This window comes from Rheinheimera faecalis (genome assembly GCF_021290965.1).
GTDB lineage: Bacteria > Pseudomonadota > Gammaproteobacteria > Enterobacterales > Alteromonadaceae > Pararheinheimera > Pararheinheimera faecalis.
In genome coordinates this window covers 189,869-215,150 of record NZ_JAJOYT010000005.1, presented here as the reverse complement: position 1 = coordinate 215,150, position 25,282 = coordinate 189,869, and the positions used below count along the sequence as shown (strand labels likewise).

Here is a 25,282-nt window from a genome sequence, read left to right as displayed (position 1 = left end):
TCAAATCAGGAATTAATACAACAGGCTATAGAGTTTACGTCTGTAGCTGGACGCTAAAGGCTCACCTTTTGGTAAAGTGGCCAGAATATCCAGATAGAGCTTTTTCGCCTCGCCAAAGTTCAGATCCTGCTTCAATATTTCAAACAGCAAGGCCAAAGCCTCGGCAGAACGTTGCACCTGATGGTACTGCACGGCCAGCTGTTGTTGCAGTTCTTTGTTATCAGGGTCTGTGACTAAAGCCTGTTCCAGCGCTTTCACTTCAGGGCTGTCGGCCGCTTGTTGCGCTAACTCTAAACGCGCTTTGACACTTTGATACAGCGCATCCTGATCGGCCATCAATATAGTCGCTAATGCTTTTTCGGCAGCCTCTAACTGACCCAGCTCCACTTGCACCAAGGCCAGTTGTAAGAGGATATCGACCCGATCAACGGCCAGTTCGTTGGCTTGTTTTAGCAATGGATAAGCTTCAGTCCAGTTTTGCTGCTCCAGCAAAGGCATGGCCTGCTGCAACAACTGATCTTCAGGCTTAGGTAAGAATACGCTTAAACGCTGCAAAATAGCCTGTTCAGGTTCTTCACCGGCAAAACCATCCACCGGCTGACCTTCTTTAATAAAGAGTACTGTAGGCACTGAACGCACACCAAAATGGGCTGCAAGTTGCTGTTCCTGATCACAATCCACCACGGCCAGCGTCAGCGCATCCGGATAATTTTGGGCAATACGCTGCAAAACAGGGCCTAAATTTAAGCAAGCCGGGCTGCGCTCTGAATAAAAATAAAACAGCACAGGCTGGGCAAAAGACAGCTCTAACAGTTCACGAACATTTTCTATAGTAACGGGCTTGATATTAGCGGACACAACTCACCTATTTTTATTCAAACCGGACAGCTCCGGTTTTATGGAATGCTTTGAACCACTATGTGGCCGGGACCTTAGATTTGCAAGTCGGGGAGAGCATTGTTCATATAACCGTATGCAGCCTTTAAAAGCGTTTAGCCTTTTCTTTGGATACTTTCTTTTGGCGAAGCAAAAGAAAGTATCTCGCCAGCGGCGAAACCGCTTTAAATGTCGTTTAAGCCATTAGCTATCAAGTGACTATCAACATGTGAGTGCACATATTTCCCGAGGATTTAGCGTTCGCCGTCTTCAATAGTAATCGGCCTCCAGACCAATGCATCTGAGCGCTGCTGCAGTGAGACTTTTTTTGGTCAGACCAGAAAAAGCGGTCGACTTTCAAAGCTACTTCCCTTAAATTAGCCATCAAGCCTGCTAAATAAAATATAAAAACGACCACTGAGTCGGATCCATACCTCAAGGTATACAGGCACATAGTTTTGACAGACCCCTTACTCTGTCCGTCCACGTAAAAGAAATTATGCTGTTCTGCGCAAGCTGAGCAGTGATTTTTGCTTTGAGCTCAATTGCGCCCGCAATAGGGCTTGAAGTTCGCACGTGCAAACTATGAGACCTGAACAATGACAAGCCAAAACACCCAACCAGAACTGCTGTCTGGTGGAGCCATGCTGATCCGCGCCTTAGCTGACGAAGGCGTTGAGTATGTCTATGGTTACCCCGGCGGTGCCGTGTTACACATTTACGATGCGATGTTTCAACAGCATCAGGTGAAACACGTGCTGGTCCGCCATGAGCAAGCCGCGACCCATATGGCGGACGCCTACGCAAGAGCAAGCGGCAAAGCTGGTGTAGTGCTCGTCACCTCTGGCCCTGGTGCTACTAACGCTGTTACCGGCATAGCCACTGCCTATATGGATTCAATTCCTATGGTGGTGATCTGTGGTCAGGTGATGAGCCATCTGATTGGCGACGATGCCTTTCAGGAAACCGATATGCTGGGCATTTCCCGCCCTATTGTGAAACACAATATGTCGGTGCGTCGCCCCGAAGATATTCCGTATTTAGTCAAAAAAGCCTTTTATATAGCGCAAAGCGGCCGGCCAGGTCCTGTGGTATTGGATATTCCAAAGGATATGACGATTCCAAGCCAAAAATTCCCATACGACTATCCAAAAGATATCAAGCTGCGCTCTTATAACCCGAACGCTAAAGGCCATCCGGGCCAGATTAAAAAAGCGCTGACGACTTTGTTAGCGGCGAAAAAACCTGTGCTTTATGCCGGCGGCGGCGTGATTTTAGGTCAGGCTTCAGAAGAGCTGACAGTGCTGGCCCGTAAGCTGAATATTCCGGTCACCAATACTTTAATGGGCTTGGGCGCTTATCCTGCGTCCGATCCACAGTTTATTGGCATGCTGGGCATGCACGGTAGTTATGAAGCCAATCAGGTGATGCATAACGCCGATGTGATTTTTGCGGTAGGCGCGCGTTTTGATGATCGCGTCACTAACGCCACCAAAAAATTCTGCCCTAACGCCACCATTATTCATATCGATATTGACCCGGCCAGTATTTCTAAAACCATCAATGCGCATATTCCTATTGTCGGTTTAGTGAAGCCTGTATTGCAGGAAATGCTGCATCAGCTGGAGAAAAACAAAGGCGAATTGGATAAAGAAGCTTTAGGCCAGTGGTGGCAACAAATCAAACAATGGCGTGAAGTGCATGGTGGCCGGTATGACCAAAGCCCGTCGCATTTAAAACCTCAGGCCGTGATTGAAGCTGTGCACCGTCACACCAAGGGCGATGCTTATGTCACCTCAGACGTAGGCCAGCATCAGATGTTTGCTGCTCAGTATTATAAGTTTGATAAACCGAATCGCTGGATCAACTCAGGTGGCCTCGGCACCATGGGTTTTGGTTTACCGGCCGCTATGGGCGTCAAGCTGCATTACCCTGATGCTGAAGTGGTCTGCGTGACAGGCGAAGGCTCTATTCAAATGAATATTCAGGAGCTGTCCACCTGCAAACAGTATGGCCTTGGCGTCAAAATTATTAACCTGAATAACGGTTATTTAGGCATGGTAAAACAGTGGCAGGATATGAATTACGACAGTCGCTACTCCAGCTCTTATATGGATTCCTTGCCTGACTTTGTGAAACTCGCCGAAGCTTATGGCCATGTGGGTATTCGTGTCACCAAAGCCGAAGAATTAGAGCCTGCGTTAGAGCGCGCTTTTGCCCTCAAAGACAAGCTGGTGTTTTTAGATATTCATGTCGATCCAACAGAGCATGTTTATCCAATGCAAATACCTGGCGGCGCCATGAATGAAATGTTTTTAAGCAAAACGGAGCGGACTTAAGATGCGGCATATTTTATCTGTATTGCTGGAAAACGAGTCCGGCGCTTTAGCCCGCGTAGTAGGTTTATTTGCCCAGCGTGGTTATAACATTGATTCACTCACAGTAGCGGCAACAGAAGATCCGACTATCTCGCGTCTGACGCTGGTGACCCGTGGTGATGATCAGGTGATAGAACAAATCACCAAGCAGCTGCATAAACTGATTGAAGTCGTCAAACTGGCTGATTTAAGTGAGTCGGCTCATATCGAACGTGAACTGATGATGGTCAAAGTCAAAACCACGGCAGAGCAACGCGAAGAAGTAAAACGCTGCGCAGACATTTTCCGTGGTCAGATTATTGATATTACAGCTAATACCTACACCATTCAGGTAGTCGGCACTTCAGACAAACTGGAAGCTTTTATTCAGGCCTTAAACGGCACCCAAATACTGGAGACAGTGCGCAGTGGTGTCTCTGGTATTTCCCGCGGTGAGCGTACTTTAAGTTTGTAACAACTGGTTTTATTTTATTTAATAAAGCGGACTATGGTCCGCTTTATTATTTTTATGACACTAGCTCTCACTTACAACCTGTGCTGATACAGCACTTTTCTCTACAACTTTCTGCTTCATATGCCGCCCATACACCAACTCAAACAGTGGAGTGGCCATTAGTGTAGTGACTATCGCCATCAGCACCATAATAGAAAACAACGCAGGTTCTATTACGCCAAATTTCAGCGCTATATTGATGATTATCAGCTCCATCAGGCCACGGGCATTCATTAAAGCGCCAACAGCCATAGCGGTTCTGTTGTCACTGCCGGTTAAACGGGCAGCAGCCCAGCAAGCTATGCCTTTGGCAAAAACTGAAGCTGCCAGTATCACTAAAGCCACAGACATCACGTCCCAATCCGCCAAAATAGTCAGCTGGGTTTTTAAGCCTGAGTAAGTGAAAAACATCGGCAATAATACAAAAATAGTGATTTTCTCCAGGCGCTTACGTAAGTGTTCCACTATGGCCCCCCGTGGCATGGCGATGCCTAAAATAAAGCCACCAAAGACTGCATGAAGCCCGACCCATTCCATCGAATAAGCAGACATCGCAAACAACACCAGCAGAAAACCAAACTGGCCCCAACTCATTTCACCTTTGGCTTCAATACGATCAGCCAAAGGCTGTAACCAGCCAGTGACTTTGGTAAACATTAAGGTGGCATAAGCTACGCCACCTACTACAGCTTTCACCGCCAACAAAGCACCACCACCAAAACTAGCCAGTACCACGGCCATCACAGTCCATGCGGCAGCATCATCAATAGCACCAGCAGCCAAAGCCAGAGCACCTAAAGAAGTACCGGACAAACCTCTTTCATAAATAATGCGGGCCAACATAGGAAAAGCGGTAATAGCTATAGCAGCACCTAAAAACAACGCAGCATTGCCGTAAGAAATATCGGCAGCAAATAAACCCGGCATATCCAACAGCCATAAACACAACAAAGCAGCAACGGTAAAGGGTACTAACATGCCAGCCAAAGAGACAGCTATAGCACTGCGGGCCTGCTGTTTAAACAAGTTGGTATTAAACTCCAGCCCGACTAAAAACATATACAAACCCACCCCAAGCTGAGCACCAAAATACAGTACAGGCATAGTGTCGGCAGGGAATATTTGTTGTTGTATTTCAGGCCAGAACAGGCCAAATAATGAAGGTCCTAGTACAACACCAGCGATCATTTCGCCAACCACTTTCGGCTGACCTATAAAACGAGCCAGATAACCAAAGACTTGCGCTGCGACCAGAATAACGGCCAGTTGCAGCAAAAAGGTGCCCACAAATTCCCATGAGTTCATAAGTTTCTCTTTTACTTATATTGTTGATTTGATGTTTTACAGGGGAAAAGGTTGAGTTTATTTGCCGTGCCGCCAGTTTAAACCGGTCTCTGAATTCGAGACTACAGAGCGGTTTAAACCAGCGCAAGCGGATTTGTGTAAGTTCAGCTTAAGTGAATGATTGTATGCATATTTTATTTGCTCAGGTACCACCAAATAAACAGCAAGGCAAAACCAAATAAATAGGTCAGACCTAACCAGGATAATAAGCGGATCCAGGGCTGCATCAGATGTTTTTGCTGGCCCCGCATCAGGCGGTAATTCAGCCAGGCAAAAATAGGAGTAGTAACAAAAGCCAGACTCATGGCAAAAGTCAGCATAGGTCCCAAAGCAGATTTAAAAAATAAAATCACCGCCATACCAGAAGCCGCCTGTGCCAGCAGCCAAAGGTTGTAGCTATTTTTCCGTTCTGCTTTTTGCCAGCCCAAGAGTTGAAAGGATTCGTTAATAGTACGGGCATAACCATCCAATACGGTCAGCGTAGTACCAAACATACAAAGAAAGGCCACCAAAGCTACTAACAGCTTTGACCAATCGCCTATAGTGCTGGCATACATCGAAACAAACTGGTTGGTGTAAGCTGCACCTGCTAATTCAACTTTCTGATCCGAGCCATATTGCACCAAAGCACCTAAAGCCAAAAAGACCAATGCCAATACAGTGGTACTCCAGTAGCCTAAGTTAAAATCAAACAAACCATCCTGTTTATTGACAGGGGTATGCTGTTGTTTGGCTTTCAACCACAACGAGTTAATAGCGGAAATTTCAATAGGAGCAGGCATCCAGCCCATCAGCGCCACTAAAAAGCCCAAATACATCAACTGCCATGGCGAAGGGTCAATAAAATCCGGTGCAGCAGTTGGACCTTTGTTAAAGGCAATAATGGCCGCAGCCACAGTGGTGATCGTTAGCAATACCATCACCCATTTCGACACCCTGTCGAGCAACTTGTATTGGCCCGCCAACAAAATCAGCAAACAGACTGCCAGCAAGATCAGGCAAAGCACCGTCAAGGACAACTGCACAGGCATAAAAAACTGCAACAAGCTGGCGGTCAGCAACAATACCCCTGCCGTATTGACCACAGCAGCTATTAAATTCAGCCAGACAAAACTTAATAAATAACCCCGGCCTTGTTTTTTATAACCTTCAAGTAAGGTTTCACCGCTTTGCAGGCTGTATTCCACACCAAAGCGGAAAAAGGGGTATTTCAGCACATTCACCAGCAAAATCAGCACCGCTAGTTGCCAGCCAAACAAAGCCCCAGCCTGAGTGGAAGCGACAATATGTGAGCCACCAATAGCGGCAGTAGCCAATAAAATTCCTGGCCCTAAAGCTTTTAGCCTGCTGTGCCAGTTTGACGAATATCCCTGTTGCATAAGTTTTTGTTTTTATGTTTAAAAAGTCGTGGCCCAGCTTAGCCAAAGCCAAAGCGGAACACCATCAGGCCAGCGTAAAAACTTCAGAGGTCGGTCCTTCGGCTTGCCGCATTGGCTGCGCTCTGGCATGCTGCGCGCATATACCCTTCGTACTTGAAGCTGCAGCTTTGTTGCCTGCGTGCTCTCGCCCCAGTCACATAGGTTAACTATGCTCCTGGGGTCTCCCGCACTTGTCGCCTCACTGCAACTCCAATTACTTTGGGTAATACCTAAATAACGTCTGAGGAAAGTGCCATGAACGAAGAACATTTAGAAGCACAGGAAATTATTTTTGAAGTGCTGGAAAACCAACTGGCCGATAATAATCCAAAACAAGTGAAAGAAACCCTGATGCGTCTCTGCATGACGGGCCATAGCAGAGAAGATGCGCTGGAATTAATGGCCTGCGCTTTGGCTCCAGAAATGGAGGCGGTGATTGAACGCAACGAAGCTTTTAATCTGCAGCGTTACACCGAACATCTGGCCTTATTGCCGGAAATGCCATGGGTGACAGAATAATCTGATTGGCACCGAATTGGATACTGGACGGGCGGAGATAAACCCGTGCCGCCGCGGCGCCAGGGACGCAGAATAAAATCTGGAATAAAATCCAAAGGCATTGGTGTTGCAGCAAGGCAACAAACGAGTGAATCCCCATGAACATAGTTATCCTATGTGACATTGGATGGAAGCGAGAAAGCTCTCGTAATACCAAGCTGTCCTTTTTAAAATTTTTGGGGTGAGCGAGAGCAGTCAACGCCGCTGCGGCGCCAGGGACGCAGGATTTTCAGAAATAGATAATCATCTCGGCAGCCTCACAGCGACAATCAAAACCACAACGCACACATTCATAACCGTTATGGCTGTCTTCCCGCCATTTATCCGGATGGATTTTTACCAGTTGGCCACCCTGTTTACTGAAATACTTCACTGCAGCATTACCCGGGCTTTGCCGCCATAAATGTGCCACACCGGCTTTTGCGCCTTGCTGTTTTAATGCAGCTATAGAGCGATTCATCAGCTCACCGCCCACACCCCGACCCTGCCAAAGTGGCGCTATGGTATTGCATTTAAAATAGCTGGTATCGGCCACAGCGCTTTGCCAAAGCTCTGTACTGCACCATTGGTCAGGTTGCCACTGTCCAGCAGCCCAGCATAAACGAAACCCCACCAGCTGCTGATCGGCATAAGCCACAAAGCTGGCATCTATGCCTTGTTTAATACTTAACTGATGGTAATAAGCCAAGGACTGTTGATCCAGATAACCATCACCATGCACCTGATTGGCTAATTGCAGCAAAGCCGCATAGTCCTGCAATTGCAGCTGGCGGTACTGAATAGCGATGGAAAACATAAAACACTCTTGGTTTTTTCAGTGGTTCTTGCCATGATCACTAAAAACTTCATCCAATACAATATAGTCGTAAGACAAAAGGAAAAACGGATGTACGACCCGCTTATCGACCCCCATCCTGGCCAGGGACAACCATACCCAAATAGCTACTGGGCGGATCATTCAGGCACTGCACCTGCCGATGATGGTCAGCTGCAACAGGATTTGACGGTAGATGTCGCTATTATTGGCGCTGGTTATACCGGCTTGTCCTGCGCTTATCATCTGGCGACTGAACATGGTGTCAAGGCTGTGGTATTGGAAGCCAATCAAACAGCCTGGGGCTGCAGTGGTCGTAATGCCGGTTTTGTGCTGAAATCCTCTGGCCGAAAACCCTATTCAGTCATGCGAAGCCAGTATGGCGAAGCCGCTATGCACGGTATTTATAACGAATTTTGCGCTGGGCTTGAAACCGTCAAATCGCTGATCGCCACAGGCATAGACTGCGACCAACAAGAAGCGGGTTATTTACGTATGGCGCATAAACCGTCCATGATCAAAACCCTGCACCAACAAGCCAGCTTGTTACAAAAAGAATTTGGTTACCAGGTGGAGATATTCAGCCGTGATGAGTTACAACAAAAATTTGTCGCCGATCAGCATGCCTACGCCGCCTTACGTTTTTATGATGGTTTTGGGGTTAATCCATTAAAACTAGCCTGGGGTTATCAGCAACTGGCGCAAAAATCTGGCGCTAAAATTTATAGTGCAAGCCCTGTCACTCAGTGGCAACAAGATGGCGAACACCAACTGTTAATCACACCGCAAGGCAATGTCAGAGCGAAAAAAGTAGTGATTGCCAGCAATGGTTATACACCTAAGCTGCTGCACAGCGCTGTGCAATCCAGAACTTTGCCGGTGTTATCGCAAATTATTGTCACCGAACCGTTGTCTGAAGCTCAACTGGCTGCCTGTAACTTTCTAACCTCGCAAGTCATTATGGATACCCGTGCGCTTAAGTATTACTACCGCAAATTACCCGATAACAGAATTTTGTTTGGTGGCCGCGGCGCTATTACAGGTCAGGGTGCTGAAGACCCTTATTTCGCCAAACGTTTGCTTGAAGTATTAAAACTCAGTTTTCCGGCTTTGCAATCATTAAAATACGACTACAGCTGGTCAGGCTGGATTTGTATGACTCTGGACGATATTCCACACCTGGCGCAGGCTGATGATAAAGGCAATGTGCTGTACAGCATGGGTTATTGTGGCAGTGGCCTGACGTTTTCAGTCCAGGCCGGCAAACGATTAGCGGAACGTTTAATGGGAGTCCCTTTGCCTGCCATTCCGTTGTACCAGAATGCTTTACCGAAGTTTCCACTACCTGCTTTGCGTCGTTTAGGTCAGTGGGGATATTTCCACTATGGCATGGTTAAAGATCGCTGGTTATAGCTCTCCCCTTGGGTATATAGAGAGACTAAGGTAAACTAGCGGCCATATCCGGAGTGAGAAAAGACATCATGAGTTCAAGCAAAGCATTAAAAAAGAAAATCAGTAAAAGAGCCAAACAAAAGAAAAACATTCTGGTGAAAAACTCCATCCGCTTGAAACAAAAAGCGGAAGAATCTCAGACAGAAGTTAGTGAAGCTGGCTCTGAGACTCCTGAAGCTGCTGATTCACTTCAGAAAAATACTTCAGCTGCAGCTGAGTAAAAATGGGCTCTTGCTGTACTTCAGCCAGAGCCTTATCAAACTTAGCTCGCAACCGCTCATTCTTAAACGCCGCACTATATAAACTGGGCTTGAACACAGCAGCTAAATCAAAAGGTTGCATACTATGCCCTGCCGCCTTGGCGTAGTAATAAAAGATATTCCTGTCCATCACCACTACGTCACAGCGTTCCAATAATAACATTTGCAATTGCTGACTCTGATTCGCCACTTCCTGATAATTCATCACCAGACGAACCGGCTTCTGGTATTCAGGACCTAACAAAGTACGGGCATTATGAAAAGCCACCACAGAGTAAGATTTGAGTTGTTCCAACTGATGCAACTGCAAGCTTTTTGACGACAGACTGGCGGCTACGTTCTGATACCTAATATAAGGTTGTGAATAATATAACTCTTTTTGTTCCGGATCAGGCTTTTGTAAAGTAGCAATATCGGCTCTGCCTTCCAGCATTAACCCTTTAATTCTGGCATTAGGCACATGCAGAAAAACTGCTTCATAACCCATTTTTTTGCTGAGCGCCCGCAATAAATCCAGCTCATAACCTGAACTGTCGTTTAAATCTATATAAGGCGGTTTATCCAGGCCAACCAGAATAGTCAGCTGTGTTTTAGCCACAACAGTAAAACTAAAGACGAGACATAACACCAACAACCATCTCATGTGTTTACCTCTATACCAGCCAGTAGAAAAAGTTTAGTCTGAATCAGATCCTTCATAACCAGTAAAGGCTGAGCTTTATGTCACCATCAGTTGAGATTAAACATTCCCCTCAAGAGCAGCGGTTTGTGATTCAGTGGCTAAACGAACAGGCAGAACTTTTATATAGCCTTGACCCAAACAGCGGGAAAATCAACTTTTACCGCACTTATGTTCCAGAAAGCGCCAGAGGCCAAGGTTTAGCCCGACAATTGGTGGACGCTGGCATCCATTGGGCCAAAGCACAAGGCTATGAAATGCAGGCCAGTTGCTCTTATGTACAACCATTTTTAAAGAAGTGAAACATTTTCTATAACCAAAGTAATTGGTGCTGCAGCGCGGCGACAAGAGAGCGAGCCCCCAGGAGCATAGTAGTCCTATGTGACTGGGGCGAGATATCGCAGGTAACAAAGTTGCGGCTTCAAGAACGAAGGTTATAACGATTCAGTTTGAGTACAGCTTGAAGCGTCTACACTCTTGTCAACTTCATTGCCAAAGGCAATCGAACTTTATAACAGTTAATTGAGGTGCATCATGAACAAGTCTCTTATTGCAGGTTTAGTAGTAGGTGGTATCGCCGTTACTGCTTTAGGCTCTATGGCAGGCTACAGTTATTTAGACAAAGAACCGGACTATGCCGAAGTAGTGGCCAGCAAAGCTGTGTATGAAAGCTACAACGTTCCGGTTGAACAATGTACCGATCAGATAGTGCAGCAGAAAAAAGCTGTACAGGATCAGCATCAAATTGCAGGTACAGTCTTAGGTGCTGTGGTTGGTGGTGTACTGGGTAACCAGGTTGGTGGCGGTTCTGGTAAAAAGATTGCGACTGTTGCAGGTGCTGCAGCTGGCGGTTACGCCGGTAAACAAGTGCAGAACGATATGCAGAACAAGGATGTAGAAAGTACTACACGCCGCGTTTGTAAAACAGTACAGAAAAAAGAACAACGAGTGGTTGGTTACGACGTAACTTACCTGTTGGACGGTAAAGTCCACAAAACCCGTTTAGATGAAGAACCGGCAGAGCGTATTCCGGTAAAAGATGGCCAGCTGCTGACAGCAAGCGCCAACTAAGAAAAATGCCCCTTGATGGGGCATTTTTGTTTCTATACGTTACCACTTCAGAAACACCTTCCTTATATTTTTCTGTTTTCCTTGCGGCTTATCCAAACCAGACCTATGGTGCTAAAAGAGCATGTGCTATCACACTGGGCTGCTTATCTCATGTCAGCGGTACGCTTCAAAAGTTCGGGTTTTGTTATTTTTCTGAGTCTCTGGCTGGCAAGCTGGTCTGCAGTAGCAGAATCCTTGTTGTCTGACGCTCAGATTGCGCACCTGAAACAAAAAGGCAAAGTCACTTATTGTATTGACCCCAACTGGCTGCCTTTTGAAGCGCTCTCTGAACAAGGCAAACATACGGGTATTTCAGCTGAGTATATTCGTCTGTTACAACGCATGTTGCCGGTACCATTGGAGTTATACCCTACTGCCGACTGGCCAGCATCGTTGCAGGCCGCCAAAGACAGGCACTGTGATTTGCTTACTCTGGCCATGCCCACCCCTTCCCGCCTTGAATACCTGATCTTTACCAAAGCTTATCTGGAAGTCCCTAATGTCGTAGTCACCACCAAAGACAAAGCTTTTATCCGCTCAGTAGCAGATATTCCAACCTCTTCTCCTGTAGGTATAAGAGCCGGCTTTGGCACCCTTGAGCTCTATCAGCAACGTTATCCGCAATTGCAGCTGGTGCCTTTTCACGACTACGAACAAGGGCTGTTGCAAGTACAGGCAGGTCACTTGTACGGCATGCTCGGCAATATGGGCAGTATTAGCTACAGCTTACAAAAAAACTCCATCACCAACCTGAAAATAGCAGGGCGATTGGCCGAAGATACGCTGCTCAGTCTGGCTTGCCGTAATGATGACCCAATGCTGTTGGAAATTTTTGACAGACTGCTACTGCAGATCAGTCCGGAGCAAAAACAGCAAATCAACAATCACTGGCTGGCGATTCGTTACGAGCAGGGGTTTGACTATGAATTATTCTGGCAAATGCTGGCGGCCTTTGTTTTGCTGATTTCAGTGGTCAGCATCAGCTACCTGAAGCTGAAAAAACTCAATTTGGCCCTGATTGAAGCCAATACAAGGCTGGAACAACTCAGCCAGCATGACCCTTTAACGGGGTTGTACAACAGGCAATATTTTGAACCCCGGGTGCAACAGGCTTTGGCTTTGTGCCAACGACAGCAATTACCATTAACTCTGGCGATGATGGATTTGGATCACTTTAAAGACATCAACGACACACTCGGGCATAACTTCGGTGACCAGTGCTTAAAAGACTTCGCAGAGCTTTGCCAGAGTCAGTTTCAGCGCAAAGACGACTTATTGGTGCGATATGGCGGCGAGGAATTCATTCTGGTCAGTGTCGGCAGTGACGCAGAAACGATGCAGCAATTACTGGAAGATTTTCTGCAACGCCTTGAACAGCATCAGGTCCGACTCAACCATCAACAGGGCCATTGCACTGTCAGTATTGGCTGGTACTGCGACATACCACCTGCCACTATGGATAGCCGAAACTTAGTCGAACTGGCCGATCAGGCGCTATACAAGGCCAAAGACGCAGGCCGCAACTGCGCAGTTCGATCCGAGATCACCGTGCCCACTAGCCCAGATTATTAATCCACTCACTCATCACCACATGGGTACGAATTTTAATGACGTCCAGTTCGGCATCCAATAACTCCCGGATTTCATGCAGCCGCTGCATCGACTCTGTTTTTACATAGACCAATAAATCCATTTCACCGCTGATGCCATGACAAGTCATCACTTCAGGAATGGCGCGAAACACATGCATCACATCAGCGCAACGACCACAACGATGCTGAATTTCAAAGTAAGCCGACACCGCGCTTTTTTGTGATTCAGACAGCAGCACCTGATAGCCGCGGATCACGCCCTTTTGTTCCAGCCGCTTAATACGATCGGAGACAGCACTGCGCGACAAACTGACTTTCTCAGCCAGAGTCGACACACTTTGCCGCGCATCTTTTTTCAGTTCGGCCAGAATATGTTGATCAAATTTATCCATATGGGTATACGCACTCCGGCATTTTGCCGCTGTTTTTATTGATAGGCCTGCATTTTCACGGTAGAAAACCGCAGTTTGTCGCTTGGGCTTTTATTAGAATATCACCAGCCCTAATCGAAGAGAAAAACTATGTCACACAAAGGAATTGGACGCTGGCAAGGTGCGGCACTGATGGCCACCACTTTACTAGGCACCGGAGTATTTATTCTGCCGCAAATGACAGTGGCTGTAGCTGGCCCATGGGCTTTGCTGGCCTGGTTATTACTTACTGTTGCTGTATTGCCGCTGGCTTTTACTTTTGGTTTGTTAGCCAGCCGTTTTCCTCATGCCACAGGGCCTGCACACTTTGCAGCTTTAGCTTTTGGAGAACTGACAGGCCGAATTCTTGGCCTGATGTTTTTGCTGGTGGTACCGCTTGGCGCCTCCGCTGCACTGATGATTACCTTTGAATTTATCGCGCCTTTAATACCTCAAGCCCAGCAATGGCGATTGCCGGTTGAATTGAGTCTGCTGGGCTTATTGTGGCTGCTGAATTACCGGGGCTTACAACTCTCCGCCCGCCTGCAGTTTGGTTTAACTTTGCTAATTATTTCGGTTGTACTGCTGCTCTTACTGGCCTTTGGCCTGCTGCAACCGCAAAACCTGCAACAGCCCTCTTTGCCTGATTTTAATGGCAGTGCTTTGGCTGCAGCTTGTGCTATCGCCTTCTGGAGCTTTTTAGGCGTTGAAGCCATGACCCACCTGGCCAATGATTTCAGGGACGCCAGCAAAGATTTATTGCCTGCGCTTCTTCGTGGTTGTCTGGTGGTTGGTGCTATTTATATCGCCTGTAGCTACTTAGTGCTACTGATGGGATCAGGTCATCCAGTCGCTATGATTGGCGTTTTTAATCAGTTGTTAGGTGGTTATGGTGAACTGGTGCTTGGTGTTTTAGGTTTTTGCAGCGGCATAGCGACAGTCAATGTGTATACCGCCAGTGTCGCCCGATCTTTAGCCAGTTTTAGTGAACAAGGTATTACTCCTGCTTTTTTTCAGCAGAAAAACCGCCATCAGATGCCACAACGTGCACTCACAGCTATTATCAGCGCTATGGCTGCAGTGTTGTTACTGACCTGGTTCAGCGGCCAACAACTGGAAGATTTAATCAGTTGGGTTAACGGAGTTTTTGTAGTGATTTATCTGGTCAGCATGGCCGCTGCTTACAAACTACTGCCAGACCGCTACAAAGCCGTAAGTCTGGTCAGTTTAGCGTTGTGCCTGCTGCTTGCTGTGGCTATAGCAGAGCACATGCTGTATGCCCTGCTGTTGATTGCCCTGATTTGGCCTTTGCTTTATATGCAACAGAAAAAACAACGTCTTAGCGTACCACTTTAAGTGAACCATCCTTGATTTGCCGGGTGACAGTGTAAGGCAGAGCTAAGGTATCGGTGACAGCACAAAGCACAGTGTCCGTCGCCCAAAACGGGAACTCTGCCGCTGTTCTATAGCTGGTTTTGTCCGGTTCACCATAGAGCTGACAGAAGTTATGCGCCACGCCGCTATAAATACGCGGGATAGACTGGCAATAACTTCTTTTGTCGTTATAGCTGATTTTCACTTTGCCTTGGTCTGGCGCCAGAGTTCTTACGGAGCCACACCCTGTTAAAACCAAAGTGAACAAGCAAAGATAGTTAATGGTTTGCCGCATTTAGTTTCCTTCTGTTAACGACTCTGAATTTGCCTGCCCTACAGCACCGGCATAAAAAATCAGCAGCTGCACTGGCTCAGTGCCAATGTTTTTGCCACTATGGGCTGTATTAACCACCTCAGCTAAAGCATCCCCCGCTTTAACCACATTAGTTTTACCATTTTTTAACTTTATTTCCAACTGGCCCTGCACTACTACACCAAAGGAAGGTACAGGGTGCAAATGCCAGCCAGTTTCGCCACCAGGCGCTATTTCAATTCTGACACCGGTAATTTCAGCCTGACCCTGCGGATATTTTAATAAAGCACCGTCCCAGCTTTGGCTGGTTTTTAATACAGGAGTGACTTTTACAGCAGCGCTTGTTTCGATAGCGGATAACATGGGGCTGGTAAATAAAGAGAAAATACAGCTGCAGGCGAGCATTTTTTTCATATTTCATTCCTTGTTATGACAGATGGAATGAAGTGTAGCCGGACAAAAACAAATCACAAAAAGACCAAAGGGCATCGAAAATAACTTCCTGCTTTTCGACGCCTCAAGGTTTTAATTTATACCTAACTCCTCTGCTAAAGTGTCGGTTTCCTCACCAAACTTCTGCTGCTGTTGTTGTTGTTTTTGTTCCAACTCTTTTTGCAATTTCAGCGCATTCTGCTGCATAGCCTGGAGTTTTTCCGGATCATTGGCCAGAGCTTTCATTGCATCAATTTGCTGCTGGCTTTGTCCCGCCATTAGCTGACTCAATTGCTCACGTTGCTCAGCCAGTTTTTGTTCGGCTAAATCCATTTTTTCATCCTGCTCAGCGAGATTGTAAAACTGACTGGCACGCTGATAGTGGTGAGCTGCCATCGCTTTATCACCAGAAGCTACAGCTTGTACCCGGACTTTTTGCACCAGATCGGCGCGGTCAGCCTGCAGATAAAAACTCAGCGCCACCCTTAACACTTCATGACTTTGGGCATAATCACGGCTAAACCAGTCCGCCAACTTCAGTTGTTCTGCCGTAATTTGCTGCTTTAATTGCTCAGCCTTAGCATAATCCAGCATTTGCCTGGTCCATTCATGGGCCAGATAAAAACTTTTTTCAGAAGCTTCCAACCCTTTATCAAACCATTTATCGGAGAAAGCTTTGGCTTGCTGCTGCAGTCTCATTTGCCCGACTAAATCAGTAGATCGCAAATCATCCTGAGCATCAGAAAGAGCGGTAAGCTCCTCCAGATACTGCTTTGGAACCAGCTCAGACTGTTGCTGTAATAACAGCCTGATATTTTCTGCCGGTAGCGCTGCAACATACTCAAAATGTGGCTGTGACATTTGATAGGGTTCGGTCACATTAATTAAATCTGTGCTATTACGGCCAAAATAATCCATCGACCTGTGGCGGAAATGTTCCTGTGCTGTGGCTGACAACTGGCGATTAGCCGGGTCCAGCTTTAATGCCTGCACTAACGCATGGTCAGCTTTGGCAAAATAGCCTGATTTTTCATACCACTGGAAAGCTCCATAATGACTGATACTTTCATCAAACCAGTGCTTTTTTTGCTCAGCTAAAGCACCATTTTTTTTACCCAGCATTGCGGCTCTCTCCAGAGCCTGGCGTAGCACTGGATTCCCCCCAGCATCACATACATAACCCTGAGCACGAACATAGCTGTTTAACGCCACAGCGTCCTGACCTCTGTCCTGCAACTTACGGCCTTTATCAAAAAAATCCTGCGCTTCTGCCGCTGTAATATCCGCCACACAATCAGCCCAACTGAACGGGCTCAGTATCAGCATGCCCAACAAGGACAAAACTCTGGTTTTGTAGTTCATATTCAATTCCCCAAACCGTCCATCATAGCGTCCATACCTGGCATGGGGTTCAGGCCTTCTGGCAATTCAAACAAAACAGCATCCTGCTTCCCCAGTTTTAAATTGCTCATACTCATTTTAATACGTGATTTTTCACTGCCTTCCTTGCTGATAAAGTCCATTTGTAATGGGATATGCTCTGCGGTCAGCCAGATAAAGCCACCAGCTGACTTATCTTTCATCAGCATTTTGTATTTGGTGGTCGCTATACCATTGACTGTATCTGTCCCCACTTTTTCAATCGTCATATCGTCAGGCACTTGTCCCGTCATTTCACTGGCTTTAGCTGCGTCAATTTCCATATAGATTTCAAACATCGGCATCAGGTTCCAGAATTTGCCTAAGTCCGGTCTGGAAATCATCACGGTTTGCATGCCTTCTATCTGCATCTCTATCCGCTCTTTGCCAAACGAATGAAACACTTTTTGCTGCATGTCGCCCATCTCGCTGGATATAGTTCGCTCGGCGCTGTATTCAGTTGAAGCTACAGGTAAAGTTTCGGCGCTAAGCCCAAAAACAGAGCATAGACTCAGCAGTAGCCATAGTAATTTGTTCATTATTTCTGTCCTTTGTATTGATCAATAGTCCAGCCACTGCAAAGAGAATTCCCCGACCACCAGAGCGCCCGACCTTAGGTATATTCACTTCATTGCTCACATAAACAACGAAGGATGGCCAATTTACAACCGCCCCTGCCACAGGGTTGTTAAATAGTGTTACTAAAAAAACAGCACCAATTCAGTGGCTCTTCAGCTAGTATTCTTTACATTAGATAGACTTAGAGCAGGCTACCGCTGGAACAGTGCGGGAAATCATTGCAAAGTGTTTATTAATTTTTACTAATGCGTACCTTTTGAAATAATTTGTCATCTATATAGTCCAGAGGATTTCCCCAAATGCAGCCCACATCTTCAGCTTTTCGCTTCAGTTTAAAATTCAGTATTGGCCTTTTTGTGCTGTTGACCTTGTGGTTGCTGTATCTGGACTGGCAGCTATTAGTGCCGGGTTGGCTGAAGTATGTGTTTGTATTGATGAACGCTGTGACTTTGTTTGGTTACTGGCGCGATAAAAAAGCGGCAGAGCAGCAAGCATGGCGCACTCAGGAAAGCACCTTGCTGCTGTTAGGTTTAGCAGGCGGCTGGCCAGCAGCTTTTGTAGCGCAGCATTGGTTTCGGCATAAAAACCGTAAAGTCAGCTTTCAATTACTGTTTTGGCTGACAGTGCTTTTGCACACTTCTGCCTTATACAGCTTATGGTTATCCGGCTGGTTGCTGCCATAAGGGCAAAAACTGCGACCAGAAACAGAGCTTGCTCTATACCCAAAGTACAAAGCGCGATAGATTAAGGAAAAAACGACTGCATTGCAGTTCAAACTATCGAGGGATCTATGCGCTTTACTCTACTTAGTATCAGTTTAATCGCCGCTTTGGGTTTACAGGCCCAAGCCGCAGACTTTAGCCAGCAAGCCAATAAAATCGCTCAAAGTACGCTTATTATCGACACTCACATCGATGTACCTTACCGCTTACATGACGACTGGGAAGATGTGACCAAAGCCACCAAAAGAGGTGAATTTGATTACCCCCGCGCCAAAGCCGGTGGTTTAAATGCGCCTTTTATGTCGATTTACATTCCGTCCTCTTACGAGAAAAAAGGCGGTGGTTATTTGCTGGCAAACCAGCTGATCGACAATATGGAAGCTTTAGTGGGCCGCGCCCCGGATAAATTTGCTATGGCCTACAACAGCGCCGATTTAGCCAAACACTTTAAAGAAGGCAAAATCTCGCTAGCCTTGGGTATGGAAAACGGCACTCCTATCGAAGGTAAGCTGGAAAACCTGCAGCACTTTTATGACCGTGGTATTCGTTACATCACCTTAGCTCACTCCGAAAGTAATCATATAGCCGACTCCAGCTACGACTTGCGTCGGCAGTGGAAAGGCTTAAGTCCTTTTGGTAAAGAACTGGTCAAAGCCATGAATGAGACAGGTATCATGATAGATATCTCCCATGTGTCTGACGATGCGTTTTATCAGGCCGTTGAGATCAGTAAAGTACCAGTCATTGCCTCCCACTCCTCCTTACGGGCTTTTGTGCCGGGTTTTGAGCGCAATATGGACGACAAGATGATCAAGGCCCTGGCGAAAAATGGTGGTGTGATCCAAATTAACTTTGGTTCAGCTTTTGTCGTTTCAGCAGCCAATCAGTGGGGTTTACAGCGGGATGGTGCTTTTAAAGCTTCAGGCCAGACCGATAAAGACGCTTTTACTGCAGAATATAAAAAGAAAAACCCATATCCATTTGCCTCTTTAGCTAAGGTGCTGGATCATATCGACTACGTGAAAAAACTGGTGGGCATAGACTATGTCGGCATAGGCTCTGACTTTGACGGTGTAGGTGATTCCTTACCAGAGCAGTTAAAAGATGTCTCTATGTACCCTAACCTGATCCGTGGCTTATTAGAGCGTGGTTACACAGAGCAGGAAATTGAAAAAGTCTTATCCGGTAATACACTAAGAGTTTGGCGTGCAGTAGAGGACTATGCCGCTCAACACTAAATTGAAGCAGTAGAGGTAGAGTAAATGGATTGGTTACGTCAGTTGTTCGAACACCCAGCCGATCCATTGCTGTTATCCGGCAGCTACGATCTTAGTTTGGTGCTGTTGTCGTTTTTAATTGCGGTCTTTGCCTCTGCTATGGCGATGCAGGTTACAGCACAGGCTATTAGTGTCAGTAAAAACTCGCTGCGTTTAATGATGCTTGGCAGTGGCAGTATCGCACTTGGCGGTGGTGTCTGGTCGATGCATTTTATTGGCATGCTGGCTTTTGCCTTATGCACAGATGTCAGTTATCACTTCGGTATTACCGCTTTATCTATGCTGCCGAGCATAGCCGCCTCCTGGGTGGCATTAGATCTCATCAGTAAAAAACACATCAGCCTGCCTCAGCTACTGCTGGGTGGGCTATTGATGGGCGCCGGCATAGGCACTATGCATTACAGCGGTATGGCCGCCATGCAAATGTCGGTCGCTTTGCGTTACGACTTGCCGATGTTCTTACTCTCTATTCTGGTGGCAGTGGTACTTGCCATAATTGCTCTTTGGATCCGCTTCGGTTTAAAACGTTTTAATCTGGCACCACAGTGGCTGACGTTATTAAGCAGCTTAGTGATGGGCGGCGCTATCAGTGGCATGCATTACACTGGCATGGCAGCGGCCCGTTTTGTTCCGCCAGTTGGGTTTCAGCCGGATACACAAGCAGGTGAAATGCCTTTAGTGCTCGCTATGGGTATTACCTTCACTACTCTGATGATCAGCAGTTTAGTGGTCGCTATTAACTTGCTGTTGAAATACCGCGAAGCCAGCGCTTTGGCCAGAGTCAGTGAAAGCCGCTTATTAGCTATGATGGACACTGCGGTCGACGGTATAGTCACCATTAATGCTCAGGGCCTTATTCAGGGCATGAACAAAGCAGCAGAGAAAATTTTTGGCTGGACAGCTGCTGAGCTACTGCATAAAAACGTCAATATCCTTACACCTGTGACCATCCGTCCTGATCATGACTCCTATCTGCATAACTACCTGACCACAGGCGACGCAAAAATCATAGGCATAGGCCGTGATGTGGAAGCAGTGCATAAAAATGGTCATGCTGTGCCTGTGCGGCTGGCTATTGGTCATGCCAAATTGCCGGATGAAGATATCTTTGTGGCTTTTATCACCGACATCAGCAGTCGCCTGCAGATGGAGCAGGCATTAAAAGAAAACGAAGAAAAATTCCGCTCATTGATTGGCAATATTCCAGGCGCAGCCTATCGCTGCTTGTTTAATAAAAACTGGGATATGGTGTTTATCAGTGACGCCATTGAAACCTTATCCGGTTACCCTGCCAGCGATTTTATGTTGCCAACCCCGAAGCGCAGCTGGTCCGATTTAGTGCATCCGGACGATAAAAGCACCACCACTCAGCTGGACTTGTACCAAGGGCATTTCACCATTGAATACAGGATCATTGATAAAGATGGCTCCATCCGCTGGATGCTGGAGTATGGCGAAGCGATAAAATCAGCAGAAGGTGAAATCATTTGGCTGGACGGTTTTTTAATGGATATCAGCCAGCGCAAACAAATGGAAGTCGAGTTGCTGGAAGCCAAAGAGAAAGCTGAACTGGCCGCTGAAAGCCGCAGTGCTTTTTTAGCCAATATGAGCCATGAAATCCGCACCCCAATGAATGCCATTATTGGCTTCAGCGACCTGTTATTAAGCTCAGAGTTATCCGCTGAGCAGAAAAAACATCTGGCTACTATCCATGGTTCAGCTCATTCGTTATTGCATTTACTGAACGATATTCTCGACAGCGCCAAGCTGGAAAAAGGCAAACTTGAGCTGGAGTTACAGGATTTCTCTTTACCCGCTGTATTGGATTCAGTGGTGTCGACTTTATGGATCCAGGCACGGAAAAAACAACTGGCATTACGATTGGAACTGTCGCCACAACTGGGTGAATTTTATTACGGCGCACCAGACAGACTACGTCAGGTATTAACTAACCTGATTGGTAACGCCATTAAATTCACCGAACAAGGCACTGTACTGGTGAAAGTTGCCCCCACAACCAATCTGCAACTGCTGTTCAGTATTTTTGATACTGGTATTGGCATAGCGCCTGATCGTTTACCACAGATATTTGATGCCTTTACTCAGGCTGACGCCTCGATGAGCCGTCGTTTTGGTGGTACAGGCCTTGGCACCACCATCAGTAAACAACTGGTTGAGCTGATGGGCGGCCAGATTACAGTGCAAAGCACTGAAGGTGTTGGCAGTTGTTTTGAATTCAGCCTGCCGCTACAAACCGGCAAAGCCACCGCAACTGGCCAACAAGGTTATGTACCTGCTTTACCTGCGCTCAATATACTGATTGCCGATGATATACCTCAGAACCTGGAGCTGTTAAAACTCTTGCTGCAACGTGCAGGACATCAGGTAACAGCTGTGACTGACGGTATTGAAGCAGTGAAAACTATCAAACAACACAGCTTTGACGTGGTGCTGATGGATATTCAGATGCCGAATCTGGATGGACTGCAGGCCTGCAAGCAAATACGACTGTGGGAGCAGGAACAAAGCAAAACCACTTTGCCTGTCATCGCGTTAACAGCCAGCGTGCTGGACGAAGATAAAATTGCAGCCAAAGAGGCAGGTATGCAGGGTTTCGCTACTAAACCTATAGACTTCGCAGCTTTGAGTTTTGAGATAGCCCGCGTGTTAAATATTGAAGTGCGTGAACCTTTATCGCAGCACTCTCAAGCTACAACCACAGATCAGTTATTGAACCTGCCAAAAGCTCTGCAACTTTGGGGCAACCTGACGACTTATCTGCCGCAGTTAGAACAATTTCTGCAGCAGCAACGACCGCAATTACAGTTAGCCGTTGAACAGCTGCAAGCAGGAAACTATAACGCTGTACAGCAACAAGCTCATGCCATTAAAGGCGTTAGTGCGAATTTGGGGCTGGATCCGTTAAGCAGAGTTTGTGCCGAACTGGAGCAAGCGGCGCGACAACAACAGCAGCAAAGAGCAGCTGAATTACTGCAAAAAATTCTTGGCTGCTGGCCAAAATTTGAAGCTGAACATCAGAAGCTGTTGTCAGAACAACCTGCTGCTGAAAAGATGCAGTCCACACAACTGGATAACCAGCAACTGGCCGCTATGCTCGATAACTTGCAACAGTCTTTACGAAGAAACGAACTGGACGATCAAGGGATAGAACAATTGTCTCACTACAGTGGCGAACATCAGCAGGTATTGATGATGTTACTGGACGCTGTGAACGATTTTGACTTTAACCTGGCGTTACAACTGTTGGAGCAGTTAAAGAAAAAGCTGGGTGAAGGAGAGCTCTGATGACAGAAAAACAAAGCCTGTTACTGGTGGATGATGAACCCACTAACTTAAGAGTGCTGCGCACTGTATTGCAGGAGCAATACCGTTTGTTATTTGCCAAAAGTGGTGAAGAAGCCTTACAGCTGGTACAAAAAGAACAACCTGATTTAATTTTGCTTGATGTCATGATGCCGGGATTAACAGGCTTTGATGTCTGCGCACGGCTAAAAGCCAACCCTGCCACCAGCGCTATTCCAGTTATTTTTGTTACAGCCTTAAAAGACGAAATGGATGAAACTAAAGGCTTTGAAGTGGGAGCTGTGGATTACATTACTAAACCCATCAGCCCTGCCGTAGTGCGGGCTCGCGTAAAAACTCATTTGTCTTTGGTGCAAGCACAGGAGCTGAAACAAACCCGGCTGCAAGTGATCCAACGCTTAGGCCGGGCTGCTGAATACAAAGACAATGAAACCGGCCTACATGTGATGCGGATGAGCCACTACGCTCAGGTCCTGGCTTTAGCTTATGGTTTTAGCGAACAAAAAGCCGAAGACTTGTTACATGCTTCCCCTATGCACGACATAGGCAAAATAGGCATAGCCGACAATATCTTACTGAAACCCGGCAAACTGACAGCTGAAGAATACAAAGAGATGCAAAAGCACCCGCTGATAGGGGCTGAGATCATTGGTGATTGCGAATCTGATTTGTTAAAAATGGCCAAAGCTGTGGCTTTGTATCACCACGAAAAATGGGATGGCACAGGTTATCCTTATGGTCTTTCCGCTGAACAAATTCCTGTCGAAGCTCGTATTGTCGCCTTGTCCGACGTATTTGACGCTTTAACCAGCGCCCGCCCTTATAAACAAGCCTGGAGTATTGAAGAAACACTACAGCATATCCATCAGCAGAAAGGCCTGCATTTTGAACCACGGCTGGTGGATCTGCTGGATGAAAACCTGCAACAAATCCTTGAAATTAAACAACGTTGGGCTGAATAATACAAAACCATATTAATGAATATTGTAATTGGTTATTGTGGCAACAGGACAGGTTAATCTCACCATTCAGAAAGGACTCAAAATGAACAAACTTAAGTTAGTAACCTTGATCGGCAGTACTTTGCTTTTTACCGCATGTGGCGGCGGTGGAGGTAGCAATGACAGTGGAGGAGCAGGAGGCGGCGGCACTGGCGGAGGGAGCAATACTGTAACTCTAAGCGCTGACATAGTGCAGGAAACTCTCTGTCTGACAGAAATCCCGGCAACCCACGCTGAACTTGTTGTTTACGACGATAACTGGGCAATAAAAAGCCGGCACAAACCTGATGCGCAAGGAAAAATCACAGCTACGATCCCCACCACTCAGTTTGTCAATATCGCCTTGATTACTCAGGCCGAGACATCTACCGGAACCAGGACTTATATTCAATCCAGAGCTCAGCACCCTGTTGGCGACCTTGGTAAATTCTACGCTGCTGGCACTTCTGCCTCAAACTGCGAGTGCACAACCAAAGATATACAAGCTAGCTCAATTCAAGGCATGACCTCTAGTCGTATTACCTTAATTGGAGCGACTGATCGGGTGCCATTTCAACAAACATCAACCTATAGCGGTGTATTCAGAGATGTTCAGATTTGCCGAACTCCGGGCGAAAGCTGGCCTGCCTTAACAGTTTTAAATTCGCAAAGTACAGAATTAGCAGCAGGTAGCCTGACCAATTACGATATCAATACTGAACTAGAAATTCAGCTGGATAAATTCGCAACCTACTATCCGATTAATGTTGATACAAACTTCAACAATCTCAGAATTACCCATGAAATCGAAGCAAATATGCTCAGCACTACCTTTGCTCCCGGCAGTATAGAAGCGCCGGTCATTACCGAGCTAGATACGTTGACACGCACTCACCTGAGCGGGACCTATTTTTATCAGGTGACTGAGAATAATCAGTCGGTGAATGTTTTTGCCGGCCACAGAAAGGCCGTCAACTTTGCGCAGTCCGACACCCCATCTCTGCCTATGCCAGATATGAGCCCGCTGGAGGGGCTTGCGGCGGCTTTTGACAATTTCATCAGCTCTGACTCAACGTCCTACTCTATTCCCAATGCAAATCAGTACGCGATGTTTTCAATACGTGCAGACATCAGCCTGATGGATGGCTCCGAATACACCGAAGTATTTTATGGTCCAATGCAAGGAAAATACCCGGAAAACGCATTACCCGAAGATTACAACATGGAAGATAAACTAGAGACTGCATCGGATATTTATCTTGAACTTACATTAACCAAATATGCCAGTGAAACGAATTACCAAAGTGCACTTAAGGGTATTGTGAAAAAGAGCCGGGTGGATGACGCTGACATATTCGGAGGCGAATGGTCAGATTATTCATACGTTTCCATTGCTGCCGACTTGACGCTGTAATAGGGTTTTACTAGCAAAAACGCCTGTGTTGCTTATATTCACAGGCGTTTTTTTCCGGTCCTGA

23 protein-coding genes are annotated in these 25,282 nt (G+C 46.6%); 13 read left to right on the top strand and 10 right to left on the bottom strand.

What is annotated here, in order from left to right; all coding sequences use genetic code 11:
* Positions 1-12: 12 nt before the first annotated feature.
* A complete protein-coding gene (locus LSG34_RS20855; protein ID WP_233009181.1) occupies positions 13-858 on the bottom strand; it encodes a tetratricopeptide repeat protein in 846 nt (281 codons plus the stop codon).
* Positions 859-1,475: 617 nt separating this feature from the next.
* Between LSG34_RS20855 and LSG34_RS11175 the strand changes: the two genes are divergently transcribed.
* Together LSG34_RS11175 and ilvN are read left to right on the top strand one after the other, a co-directional pair.
* Positions 1,476-3,215 (top strand): acetolactate synthase 3 large subunit, encoded by a 1,740-nt coding sequence (locus tag LSG34_RS11175; protein ID WP_233009180.1) that lies wholly within the window; start codon positions 1,476-1,478, stop codon positions 3,213-3,215.
* A gap of 1 nt (position 3,216) precedes the next feature.
* Positions 3,217-3,708, top strand: coding sequence for an acetolactate synthase small subunit (gene ilvN / locus LSG34_RS11170; protein WP_233009179.1), 492 nt, complete (start codon positions 3,217-3,219; stop codon positions 3,706-3,708).
* Positions 3,709-3,768: 60 nt separating this feature from the next.
* On the opposite strand, the gene LSG34_RS11165 is transcribed toward ilvN, so the two are convergent.
* On the bottom strand, positions 3,769-5,052 hold the full coding sequence (locus LSG34_RS11165; protein WP_233009178.1) for a cation:proton antiporter: 1,284 nt from the start codon (positions 5,050-5,052) through the stop codon (positions 3,769-3,771).
* Between the two features lie 173 nt (positions 5,053-5,225).
* Positions 5,226-6,470, bottom strand: coding sequence for an NRAMP family divalent metal transporter (locus tag LSG34_RS11160; RefSeq protein WP_233009177.1), 1,245 nt, complete (start codon positions 6,468-6,470; stop codon positions 5,226-5,228).
* Positions 6,471-6,764: 294 nt separating this feature from the next.
* Here LSG34_RS11160 and LSG34_RS11155 point away from each other — a divergent pair, with 294 nt between their 5' ends.
* A complete protein-coding gene (locus tag LSG34_RS11155) occupies positions 6,765-7,028 on the top strand; it encodes a hypothetical protein (protein WP_233009176.1) in 264 nt (87 codons plus the stop codon).
* A gap of 268 nt (positions 7,029-7,296) precedes the next feature.
* Here the strand turns inward: LSG34_RS11155 and LSG34_RS11150 are convergent, their stop codons facing one another.
* Positions 7,297-7,863, bottom strand: coding sequence for a GNAT family N-acetyltransferase (locus LSG34_RS11150; RefSeq protein WP_233009175.1), 567 nt, complete (start codon positions 7,861-7,863; stop codon positions 7,297-7,299).
* 90 nt (positions 7,864-7,953) lie between these two features.
* On the opposite strand from LSG34_RS11150, the gene LSG34_RS11145 reads away from it, so the two are divergent.
* Positions 7,954-9,294, top strand: a complete 1,341-nt coding sequence (locus LSG34_RS11145; RefSeq protein ID WP_233009174.1) for an NAD(P)/FAD-dependent oxidoreductase — start codon at positions 7,954-7,956, stop codon at positions 9,292-9,294.
* Between the two features lie 186 nt (positions 9,295-9,480).
* On the opposite strand, the gene LSG34_RS11140 is transcribed toward LSG34_RS11145, so the two are convergent.
* Positions 9,481-10,236: a substrate-binding periplasmic protein gene (locus tag LSG34_RS11140; RefSeq protein WP_233009173.1), complete on the bottom strand. Its 756-nt coding sequence runs from the start codon at positions 10,234-10,236 to the stop codon at positions 9,481-9,483.
* Positions 10,237-10,313: 77 nt separating this feature from the next.
* Between LSG34_RS11140 and LSG34_RS11135 the strand changes: the two genes are divergently transcribed.
* The 3 genes from LSG34_RS11135 (at position 10,314) to LSG34_RS11125 (ending at position 12,954) form a co-directional block, all read left to right on the top strand.
* The gene (locus tag LSG34_RS11135; RefSeq protein ID WP_233009172.1) at positions 10,314-10,574 is read left to right on the top strand and encodes a GNAT family N-acetyltransferase; all 261 of its coding nucleotides are present in this window, start codon (positions 10,314-10,316) and stop codon (positions 10,572-10,574) included.
* 232 nt (positions 10,575-10,806) lie between these two features.
* Entirely contained in the window at positions 10,807-11,343 is a 537-nt protein-coding gene (locus LSG34_RS11130; protein WP_233009171.1) for a glycine zipper 2TM domain-containing protein, read from the top strand.
* 150 nt (positions 11,344-11,493) lie between these two features.
* Positions 11,494-12,954, top strand: a complete 1,461-nt coding sequence (locus tag LSG34_RS11125; protein WP_233009170.1) for a diguanylate cyclase — start codon at positions 11,494-11,496, stop codon at positions 12,952-12,954.
* Here LSG34_RS11125 and LSG34_RS11120 read toward each other — a convergent pair.
* Positions 12,938-13,366: an Lrp/AsnC family transcriptional regulator gene (locus LSG34_RS11120; protein ID WP_233009169.1), complete on the bottom strand. Its 429-nt coding sequence runs from the start codon at positions 13,364-13,366 to the stop codon at positions 12,938-12,940. The two genes, LSG34_RS11125 and LSG34_RS11120, sit on opposite strands and share 17 nt — an antisense overlap.
* 129 nt (positions 13,367-13,495) lie before the next feature.
* On the opposite strand from LSG34_RS11120, the gene yjeH reads away from it, so the two are divergent.
* Positions 13,496-14,740, top strand: a complete 1,245-nt coding sequence (yjeH, locus tag LSG34_RS11115; RefSeq protein WP_233009168.1) for an L-methionine/branched-chain amino acid transporter — start codon at positions 13,496-13,498, stop codon at positions 14,738-14,740.
* On the opposite strand, the gene LSG34_RS11110 is transcribed toward yjeH, so the two are convergent.
* The 4 genes from LSG34_RS11110 to LSG34_RS11095 all read right to left on the bottom strand — a co-directional run bounded on the left by LSG34_RS11110 (position 14,724) and on the right by LSG34_RS11095 (position 17,461).
* Entirely contained in the window at positions 14,724-15,053 is a 330-nt protein-coding gene (locus tag LSG34_RS11110) for a YceK/YidQ family lipoprotein (protein ID WP_233009167.1), read from the bottom strand. The two genes, yjeH and LSG34_RS11110, sit on opposite strands and share 17 nt — an antisense overlap.
* Positions 15,054-15,485, bottom strand: coding sequence for a cupin domain-containing protein (locus LSG34_RS11105; RefSeq protein WP_233009166.1), 432 nt, complete (start codon positions 15,483-15,485; stop codon positions 15,054-15,056). It abuts the gene before it with no gap.
* A gap of 111 nt (positions 15,486-15,596) precedes the next feature.
* A complete protein-coding gene (locus LSG34_RS11100) occupies positions 15,597-16,865 on the bottom strand; it encodes a hypothetical protein (protein WP_233009165.1) in 1,269 nt (422 codons plus the stop codon).
* A gap of 2 nt (positions 16,866-16,867) precedes the next feature.
* A complete protein-coding gene (locus tag LSG34_RS11095; protein ID WP_233009164.1) occupies positions 16,868-17,461 on the bottom strand; it encodes a DUF4412 domain-containing protein in 594 nt (197 codons plus the stop codon).
* A 339-nt stretch (positions 17,462-17,800) separates the two neighbouring features.
* Here LSG34_RS11095 and LSG34_RS11090 point away from each other — a divergent pair, with 339 nt between their 5' ends.
* The 5 genes from LSG34_RS11090 to LSG34_RS11070 all read left to right on the top strand — a co-directional run bounded on the left by LSG34_RS11090 (position 17,801) and on the right by LSG34_RS11070 (position 25,218).
* Entirely contained in the window at positions 17,801-18,184 is a 384-nt protein-coding gene (locus tag LSG34_RS11090; RefSeq protein WP_233009163.1) for a DUF1294 domain-containing protein, read from the top strand.
* A gap of 107 nt (positions 18,185-18,291) precedes the next feature.
* Entirely contained in the window at positions 18,292-19,461 is a 1,170-nt protein-coding gene (locus LSG34_RS11085; protein ID WP_233009162.1) for a dipeptidase, read from the top strand.
* A 24-nt stretch (positions 19,462-19,485) separates the two neighbouring features.
* Complete coding sequence (locus LSG34_RS11080) at positions 19,486-22,806, top strand: MHYT domain-containing protein (RefSeq protein ID WP_233009161.1); 3,321 nt, start codon at positions 19,486-19,488, stop codon at positions 22,804-22,806.
* Positions 22,806-23,786: a response regulator gene (locus tag LSG34_RS11075; protein ID WP_233009160.1), complete on the top strand. Its 981-nt coding sequence runs from the start codon at positions 22,806-22,808 to the stop codon at positions 23,784-23,786. The genes LSG34_RS11080 and LSG34_RS11075 overlap by 1 nt, the downstream gene beginning before the upstream one ends.
* Positions 23,787-23,868: 82 nt before the next feature.
* Positions 23,869-25,218, top strand: coding sequence for a hypothetical protein (locus tag LSG34_RS11070; protein ID WP_233009159.1), 1,350 nt, complete (start codon positions 23,869-23,871; stop codon positions 25,216-25,218).
* Positions 25,219-25,282 lie beyond the last annotated feature (64 nt).

Bases quoted from the DNA above. Each gene is read 5' to 3' on its own strand.
- LSG34_RS11150 (WP_233009175.1), bottom strand. From the start codon at position 7,863: ATGTTTTCCATCGCTATTCAGTACCGCCAGCTGCAATTGCAGGACTAT.
- LSG34_RS11110 (WP_233009167.1), bottom strand. From the start codon at position 15,053: ATGCGGCAAACCATTAACTATCTTTGCTTGTTCACTTTGGTTTTAACA.
- LSG34_RS11165 (WP_233009178.1), bottom strand. From the start codon at position 5,052: ATGAACTCATGGGAATTTGTGGGCACCTTTTTGCTGCAACTGGCCGTT.
- LSG34_RS11105 (WP_233009166.1), bottom strand. From the start codon at position 15,485: ATGAAAAAAATGCTCGCCTGCAGCTGTATTTTCTCTTTATTTACCAGC.
- LSG34_RS11095 (WP_233009164.1), bottom strand. From the start codon at position 17,461: ATGAACAAATTACTATGGCTACTGCTGAGTCTATGCTCTGTTTTTGGG.
- LSG34_RS11070 (WP_233009159.1), top strand. From the start codon at position 23,869: ATGAACAAACTTAAGTTAGTAACCTTGATCGGCAGTACTTTGCTTTTT.
- LSG34_RS11080 (WP_233009161.1), top strand. From the start codon at position 19,486: ATGGATTGGTTACGTCAGTTGTTCGAACACCCAGCCGATCCATTGCTG.
- LSG34_RS11125 (WP_233009170.1), top strand. From the start codon at position 11,494: ATGTCAGCGGTACGCTTCAAAAGTTCGGGTTTTGTTATTTTTCTGAGT.
- LSG34_RS11075 (WP_233009160.1), top strand. From the start codon at position 22,806: ATGACAGAAAAACAAAGCCTGTTACTGGTGGATGATGAACCCACTAAC.
- LSG34_RS11085 (WP_233009162.1), top strand. From the start codon at position 18,292: ATGCGCTTTACTCTACTTAGTATCAGTTTAATCGCCGCTTTGGGTTTA.
- LSG34_RS11160 (WP_233009177.1), bottom strand. From the start codon at position 6,470: ATGCAACAGGGATATTCGTCAAACTGGCACAGCAGGCTAAAAGCTTTA.
- LSG34_RS11120 (WP_233009169.1), bottom strand. From the start codon at position 13,366: ATGGATAAATTTGATCAACATATTCTGGCCGAACTGAAAAAAGATGCG.
- LSG34_RS11175 (WP_233009180.1), top strand. From the start codon at position 1,476: ATGACAAGCCAAAACACCCAACCAGAACTGCTGTCTGGTGGAGCCATG.
- LSG34_RS11090 (WP_233009163.1), top strand. From the start codon at position 17,801: ATGCAGCCCACATCTTCAGCTTTTCGCTTCAGTTTAAAATTCAGTATT.
- LSG34_RS11145 (WP_233009174.1), top strand. From the start codon at position 7,954: ATGTACGACCCGCTTATCGACCCCCATCCTGGCCAGGGACAACCATAC.
- yjeH (WP_233009168.1), top strand. From the start codon at position 13,496: ATGTCACACAAAGGAATTGGACGCTGGCAAGGTGCGGCACTGATGGCC.
- LSG34_RS11100 (WP_233009165.1), bottom strand. From the start codon at position 16,865: ATGAACTACAAAACCAGAGTTTTGTCCTTGTTGGGCATGCTGATACTG.
- ilvN (WP_233009179.1), top strand. From the start codon at position 3,217: ATGCGGCATATTTTATCTGTATTGCTGGAAAACGAGTCCGGCGCTTTA.
- LSG34_RS11130 (WP_233009171.1), top strand. From the start codon at position 10,807: ATGAACAAGTCTCTTATTGCAGGTTTAGTAGTAGGTGGTATCGCCGTT.
- LSG34_RS11135 (WP_233009172.1), top strand. From the start codon at position 10,314: ATGTCACCATCAGTTGAGATTAAACATTCCCCTCAAGAGCAGCGGTTT.
- LSG34_RS11140 (WP_233009173.1), bottom strand. From the start codon at position 10,236: ATGAGATGGTTGTTGGTGTTATGTCTCGTCTTTAGTTTTACTGTTGTG.
- LSG34_RS11155 (WP_233009176.1), top strand. From the start codon at position 6,765: ATGAACGAAGAACATTTAGAAGCACAGGAAATTATTTTTGAAGTGCTG.